General features: G+C 58.1%; 8 protein-coding genes. 4 read left to right on the forward strand and 4 right to left on the reverse strand.

Annotated features, from left to right (window positions below; all coding sequences use genetic code 11):
* Nucleotides 1-186: 186 nt before the first annotated feature.
* From AC3B8H_RS17530 to AC3B8H_RS17545, 4 genes are all read left to right on the forward strand, one after another.
* Entirely contained in the window at nt 187-366 is a 180-nt protein-coding gene (locus tag AC3B8H_RS17530) for a hypothetical protein (RefSeq protein WP_488442835.1), read from the forward strand.
* A gap of 93 nt (nt 367-459) precedes the next feature.
* Nucleotides 460-1,377, forward strand: coding sequence for a diguanylate cyclase (locus AC3B8H_RS17535; protein ID WP_488442836.1), 918 nt, complete (start codon nt 460-462; stop codon nt 1,375-1,377).
* A 130-nt stretch (nt 1,378-1,507) separates the two neighbouring features.
* Entirely contained in the window at nt 1,508-1,912 is a 405-nt protein-coding gene (locus AC3B8H_RS17540; RefSeq protein ID WP_488442837.1) for an exosortase system-associated protein, TIGR04073 family, read from the forward strand.
* A gap of 29 nt (nt 1,913-1,941) precedes the next feature.
* On the forward strand, nt 1,942-2,637 hold the full coding sequence (locus AC3B8H_RS17545) for an OmpA family protein (RefSeq protein WP_488442838.1): 696 nt from the start codon (nt 1,942-1,944) through the stop codon (nt 2,635-2,637).
* 48 nt (nt 2,638-2,685) lie between these two features.
* Here AC3B8H_RS17545 and AC3B8H_RS17550 read toward each other — a convergent pair whose 3' ends face one another.
* The 4 genes from AC3B8H_RS17550 to AC3B8H_RS17565 form a co-directional block, all read right to left on the reverse strand.
* Nucleotides 2,686-2,901, reverse strand: coding sequence for a hypothetical protein (locus AC3B8H_RS17550; RefSeq protein ID WP_488442839.1), 216 nt, complete (start codon nt 2,899-2,901; stop codon nt 2,686-2,688).
* Nucleotides 2,898-3,176 carry a late competence development ComFB family protein gene (locus tag AC3B8H_RS17555; RefSeq protein ID WP_488442840.1) on the reverse strand — a complete coding sequence of 93 codons (279 nt, stop codon included), beginning with the start codon at nt 3,174-3,176 and terminating at the stop codon, nt 2,898-2,900. The genes AC3B8H_RS17550 and AC3B8H_RS17555 overlap by 4 nt, the downstream gene beginning before the upstream one ends.
* Before the next feature lie 62 nt (nt 3,177-3,238).
* Nucleotides 3,239-3,793, reverse strand: coding sequence for a YfiR family protein (locus tag AC3B8H_RS17560; protein WP_488442841.1), 555 nt, complete (start codon nt 3,791-3,793; stop codon nt 3,239-3,241).
* A complete protein-coding gene (locus AC3B8H_RS17565) occupies nt 3,768-5,792 on the reverse strand; it encodes a TonB-dependent receptor plug domain-containing protein (RefSeq protein WP_488442842.1) in 2,025 nt (674 codons plus the stop codon). The genes AC3B8H_RS17560 and AC3B8H_RS17565 overlap by 26 nt, the downstream gene beginning before the upstream one ends.
* Nucleotides 5,793-5,941 lie beyond the last annotated feature (149 nt).

Consider the following 5,941-nt stretch of genomic DNA (forward strand, 5'->3'; position numbering starts at 1 on the left):
AATACCCTACTCTCTATGAACCGACACGCCAGCTTTAACCGCCGTTCCTTGAATTCAGCCATTCTTGCCGCATTGGCGGCGAGCGGACTAACCGCCCCTGTTCAGGCCGTCACCCACCCTTGGATGGCGGCGGCGCCAATGATAACTGGCGCTTTATGCAGGCGCTGACCTTCAACACCCACTGGCTTGGCGCCTTGTCACGGCCTGCCCGACGATACGCTGGTGTTTGCCGGCGCTGACCGCCTGGCGCCCAACAACGGCTCCAGCAACTTGCCGATTGACGGCTTGGTATTCAAGGAAGTCGCGCCGATGTTCATCAAACACAATCTCGCCCGCGCGTTTAGGCGCTGCCGCCGTTGGGCTTAAATGCAGACACCAAACGCCGGAGGTTCTACAATATTAGCCTATGCTTGAACACACCCTTAAACACTAACGACGGAACAGGGTTACAATGCCGCCATGACCAGCACTCCCCCCGATAAGACTCAGCAAGACTCGGCGAACACGCTGGTGACCAAACTGTCGGAAGCCGGCAGGACCCGTACCGAGCTGGACCCTTACCTGATCATGTTGTCGGGGCATCATCAGGGTAAGCAATACAAACTGGACAAGCCGCAAATCAGTTTGGGACGTGGGGCGGATGCCGACATCTGCGTACCGGACCCGAAAATCTCCCGCCAACACTGCGCCTTTATTCGTTATCCCGGTTACATTGTCATCGCCGACCTCAACTCCACCAACGGCACCTTCGTCAACGGCAAACGCATTCAAAAACAACGCATCGATCTGTTGGATAGGGTCCGGGTCGGCGACTTATATTTAAAGATCGATTACAAGCGTTTCATAGAAGCCCGCTCCGAGGAAGAGCTGTACCAAGCCGCCAATATCGACGCGCTGACCGGCATCCTGAACCGCAACGCCTTTATGATGCGGGCGCAACAAGAGCTGGCGTTTTGCAAACGCGCCGACACCAGAATGACCATCGTCATGTGCGACGCCGATCATTTCAAACAGAAAAACGATACTTACGGCCATCTGGCCGGTGACCAAATCCTCCGGGAACTGGCGAATATCCTCAGCGCGGAAATGCGCGAGGAAGACTTGGTGGCCCGATACGGCGGCGAGGAATTCATCATGCTGCTGCGCGAATCCAGCGCCGCGGCCTCGGTCGCCTGGGCCGAGCGTATTCGTATAACGGTAATGAACCATAGCTTCCGTTTCCAAAACCGCTACATACCGACGACCATATCGATCGGTATCTGTAGCCGCCCCATCGACCCGTTCCTGACGCTGGAAGCCATCATTCAGGCCGCCGACGACGCGTTGTACCTCGCCAAGAAAAACGGCCGCAATCGGGTCGAAGTGGCTGGCGACTGAGCTAAAAAGCAAGGCCCCTGGCGATCGCCAAACCTGAAATATCCGCCGTCCCGGATGATTTTCCGATGATCGCTGCTATGCTTAAACTGCTATGCGGAATTACCTTATGCAACATAACGGGAGCACTGTCATGAAAATCCAACCATTTCTCACCACCTGCCTGCTTTCCGGTTGCCTGTTGACGCCGGCGGCAAACGCACACGAAAACGGCTATCTGCACGACTTTACCGACAAAATTAATCAGGGCTTTTTTAATATGGCGCTGGGCGTCGGCGAACTGCCGAAAAACATCGTCAATATCAGCAGCGAACAAAATATTCTGGTCGGCATGAGCTGGGGTTTATTGCGCGGCGTCGCCCATACCGTCGGCCGCACCTTGATCGGTACCGTCGAATTTATTAGCGCGCCCATCCCGAGCGACGAATTCATCTCCCCGGCCTACGTCTGGGAACGCTACAGCGAAGACACCCGCTATTTCGGCCTGCATCTGCCGGGCTATTGGACCCATTACGGCCCGATGGACGATGGCGAATAGCGGCGCACTCTAACGACGAGGAGAACACCATGAAAACGCAAACTGTTTACTTGCCACTCGCGGTTTTAGCCGTGTCCTTGACGGCCTGCACCACACCGAAACAAGACACTTCGGAACTCAAGGCCCAAATCGACGCCTCGATGGCCGGTCATTACGGGCAAGCCATCCTGCACGAGGAGAAAGCCGAAGAAAACCTGGAAACCGCGAACCACATTCTGGAGCATTGGGAAAACGGCTACTATTGGAATATCGACGAAAAGCAACAGGCCCTGGCGGCCGCGCGCGCCGCCGCCGAGCATAAATTGCAGTCCGAGAAGGAAATGTGTGCCTGGCTGACCGAAATTCACGGCCACAATCACCACCAGAACGAACCGGTTCATCATGTAGCGGCCTATTTTAAAACCGGCAGCGCCGTACCGTTTAAAACCGACCACGGCGGCATCGGCCATCTCGGCCACTACCTTGGCGCTCACCCGGATGCCAAGGCGGCGGTGACGGCGTCCGCCGACACGGTCGGCAAATCCAACGACAATCTGGCGCTGTCCAAACGCCGCGCCGACACAGTGGTCAAGTTATTGATCGATCACGGCGCCAAAGCCGAGCAATTGACCGTCAGCGCCACCGGCGAAGGCCAAGGTCCGGACAATACGCCCAATCAGGATTACCGGGTCGCCACCGTCACCACCAGCCATCCCAAATACCTCGATTGCCCCAATTTGAAATAAGCCTTAGTCTCAACCGACCCGCGTCGACCGGCGCGGGCTCGGCTAGATTCACATCTGCTCGGCCGCCCGTTTTTGGCGTTCGGCACCTTCAAAAATCTGTTTTTCCGCGTCCCTGGCCTGTTCGACCGGCTTTTGCAGCGCCTCGGCGATCGCCTGGCCATCGGAGTCGGCGCGCTGCGCGGCCGGCGGCTGGTCCGTGGAGCCGCAACCGGCGACAACCAGCATCAGCACCGAGCACACCGCCGCGCTAACCCGCCGTCTCACGAGACCTCCCGGTCGGTTCGCGGCCTATCGAGCACTTGGCTGACGGCTTGGGCGATCGCCGCCTCGACGTTAGCGGTCATTTGTTGATATTGGCTGTCGTCAACGTGTATCCCTTTGTCGATGGGATTGCGCACGTAACAGGGCGCTAAACGGTTCAAGGCCAAACAAGCCACGTCCTCTCGCAAGCCGACACCCTCCGGTAACTCGCCGGATTCGGCCATTTTCCAAAGGCGGTCTACGACCAATTGCTCGTAATAATTGACGATGTTGAGCATACAAACTCCTGACTGAAAGCAAACGCCGGATTAACCATAGTCCAGATTCGGGCCAGTGCGGTTTATTGCACGATTTCCGCCATCCGCAACAACTTGGAGCTGAGTTTCAAGCCCGCATCCCTGACCGCCGGCAAATTGACCACCAGCTTTAACTTGTTGTCGCGCAACGTAAACTGCACCATGCCGCCGCGACGGGCGAAATCCTCGACATCGCTGACCAGCAGCACGTGGCGAATGCGGGCGTACTCGCTGACCGCCTTCGACAACACGTTGAGATCGCTCAAAAACAGGATGCGGCAATTGTCGATGTTATCGCCCAGCGACACGTGCACGACGCGGTTGTCGATTTGCCAGCCCTCTAAAACCGGTAAATAGTCGCGTAACGGACTGTCGCCCAACAGACAAATATTGACCGGCGCCGATTCGGGCCATTCCGCCAATTCGGCGAAATGAAACAGATAAGCGGTCTTGAGCTGATATTCCTGATTGGCTGGCACGCTGTCGCTGGCCGCGACCGCCGAAATCGCCGCCACGGCCAGCAGCGAGATCCAGCCGGCTCGCCAGCGCGCCAACATGCCCAGGGCCGACCCGCTAAAACCGCCAGGAGACTTGGGCAAAATAACCACGCTGTAATTGACTGACCGATTGAATGTAAAGAATGTCGCTAAACTCGGGGTGGTAGGCATCCAGCAAATTTTGGCCGCTGACCGAAAACTCCAAATTCCGGTGCGGATGCCAGCCCAGGCGTAAATCGAGCGTGATGTAATCCGGTATCTCGCGTTGATCCACATAAAGCCTATCGACATAGCGCGCCCAGGCGTCCAGTTCGATTTCGCTGGTCAGATTGAATAGCGAGCGCAGCGACAACTGATGGCTGGGGTTGAAGTGCCGCTCGGTTAACGGATCGCGCAGCCAGGATTGGCTGCGATCGTATTCGATATCGAATCGGTTGGCGCTGTACGACGCTTGCAGTCGCCAATCGTGATTGACCCGGTAATTGGCCGACACTTCCAGTCCGTAACTTTTGACTTGCCGCTCGTTGCCGACCGTGGCTTCCAAGGTACCGGGAATCGGGTCGTTGAAAACCTGGCCGGTAAACCGAGTGCCCTGCATCCGGTCGTAGATGTTGTAAAACAACGCGGTATCGATATCGACGGTATCGGTGGCCTGCCAACGCCAACCCAATTCGTAGGCCATCAAGTTCTCGGTTCGCATGCGCGGATTGGCAGTGGCTTCGAAAAACCGGTCGGTGCCGGGAACCGTCTTGTACAGCCGAATGCTGTGCTGAGCCCGATTGGGCAACACCACCGCCCGCGATATCGCCGCCCACAGGCTGTGGCGGCGGTCCGGGGTCCAGATCAACCGGGCGTTCGGTTCGGTTTCCCAGCCGGTATAGGTGAAGTGCTCGACCCGGTTGGCCAGCGTTAATTTGACGTCCTCACCCAAATCGATTTGATCCTGCAGAAACAGCCCGACATTGTGCTGGGTGAACTCGGCCGGCAAAAAACTCAAGGTCAGCGTGTTGTCGAAACGATCGCTGATCATTTGATAGTTCAAGCCCCACAGCCAATGGTGAGCGCCGACCGACGGCAGACTGTCCTGCCAATCCAGCACGTATTGCGATCGACTCATCCGATTCATCGCCAGCGTCCACTCGGTTTGGGTGAACGCCATGTTCAAGCGCCAGTCGTGGCCGCTGTCGGTCCGATGCCGCCAATCGCCCTGCAGACTGCCGGTCACGCCATCGCGGCCAAAGTCGTCGGAGCGCCAGGTCGGCGGATCGACGCTGGTTACGCCGATATAGTCGCCTTGCAACCGGTAACGCGCCACATTGGCTTCCAGCATCCACTGGTCCCGTTCGCCGGTTTGACCATCCAGCCGAAAATTGGCGTTTTGGGCGTTCGTGTAGTCGGCGGTATCGCCGGCACCGTTCAAGCGCGCGCTGGCGTCGCGATTGACCGCGTTCAGGGTGCCCCGCCAATGCACGCCTTCCGTAAGTTGGCCGCCGTAGCGAACGCCGCCGAAACCGCGCTCCTCGGTGCCGCCGCCGCCGTACACCAAGCCGCCCTGGGTGTCGCGAGCCGAGCGGGTGACGATGTTGACGGTGCCGTTCACCGCGTTGGCGCCCCACAAGGTGCCGCTGGGACCGCGCAGCACTTCGATACGCTCGATGTCCTGCAGCGCCGGATTCTGCTGGCCCCAATACACCCCGCTGATCAGCGGATCGTAAACGCTGCGGCCGTCGATCATCACTTGCAGTTTATTGGCGTAAAGATCGTTAAAACCGCGCGCGCTGACCGCCCAGTTGGATGCATTGATTTTCGCGACATTCATGCCCGGCACCATCCGCAACAGGTCCGGCAGACTATTGGCGCCAGATCGGCGTATGTCTTCGCTGGTGATCACGAAGGCCGCCGCCGGACTGTCCTTGACCGATTGCTGGCGCCGGGCCAGTCCGGACACGTCCAGTTCGGTCAATTCCTCCCAACTCAGCGGCAATAGTTCGGCCGTCGAGCTGATGGCGTCGCTACCCTCGTCGGCGGCGGCTGGTTGGCAAGCCGCGCCTAACAGGCAAAGTATCAGGATCGAATATCGGTGATCGCCAGTGTTGCGCATAACCAAGCACTCAATGGAAGCAATTTGGTCAAGTATTATACGTTAGCCGGCGCTCCCGCACGCCGATAGCATCGACCAAGCAAACACCGGGCAACGCCGTTAGCCGTCGCCGCAAATTGAGGCGATCAGCGACAGCACCAATCCGCGGC

The organism is Methylomonas sp. BG-2 (assembly GCF_057766305.1).

Coding starts and splice junctions, on each gene's coding strand:
- AC3B8H_RS17555 (WP_488442840.1), bottom strand. CDS start 3,176: ATGCTCAACATCGTCAATTATTACGAGCAATTGGTCGTAGACCGCCTT.
- AC3B8H_RS17565 (WP_488442842.1), bottom strand. CDS start 5,792: ATGCGCAACACTGGCGATCACCGATATTCGATCCTGATACTTTGCCTG.
- AC3B8H_RS17535 (WP_488442836.1), top strand. CDS start 460: ATGACCAGCACTCCCCCCGATAAGACTCAGCAAGACTCGGCGAACACG.
- AC3B8H_RS17540 (WP_488442837.1), top strand. CDS start 1,508: ATGAAAATCCAACCATTTCTCACCACCTGCCTGCTTTCCGGTTGCCTG.
- AC3B8H_RS17545 (WP_488442838.1), top strand. CDS start 1,942: ATGAAAACGCAAACTGTTTACTTGCCACTCGCGGTTTTAGCCGTGTCC.